The organism is Streptococcus sp. KR (assembly GCF_002238115.1).
In the GTDB taxonomy this organism is placed as follows: Bacteria; Bacillota; Bacilli; order Lactobacillales; family Streptococcaceae; genus Streptococcus.
The window spans coordinates 1-523 of record NZ_NGVM01000128.1; the positions used below are offsets into that span (position 1 = coordinate 1).

Annotated in this window: 1 protein-coding gene; it reads right to left on the reverse strand. The window is 37.5% G+C overall.

Annotated elements, in window-relative coordinates; all coding sequences use genetic code 11:
* On the reverse strand, positions 1–523 hold a 523-nt coding region (locus tag CBI42_RS11235; protein ID WP_256963815.1), incomplete at both ends, for a terminase TerL endonuclease subunit.

Consider the following 523-nt stretch of genomic DNA (forward strand, 5'->3'; position numbering starts at 1 on the left):
CACTGGTAAAGAATTCGTTGACTTCTTCATTGCTCATTCCATTAAATGGATTCTTTTTGTCTTCTTTAAGACCATGATTAGGATTTTCGAAATAAAAAAGGGCTTGAGACATGGCATCGATAGTGGCATCAGCACAATCAATTTTCGAAGTCAACGCCGTTCGATCAATTTTAATACCATATGGATTAGCTACTGTTACAGCATTAGCCAAGCAGGTTTGCAAAATCGGATCAGCCAGCATCTCAATATTTCCCGCAATAAACTGATTTCTCAAAAACACTGTGGGCGAGCTCAAACTAACCGTCCCTTGCTTTAAAGTAATAAAAGGCACTTCTGGCATATTATTGTCCAACCAATCAGTAATTGCGCTAGCTTGATAAGGATCATAAATAAACGCTTTGACTCTCAAATGATGATCGTTAACAAAATCCAGGAACCAGCGCCCAACAAAATCTTCATCAATTAAGCCATAAGAATTTTGCGAAATATCACAAAAGCCTAACTTTTCTGCGTTTGAGTAATT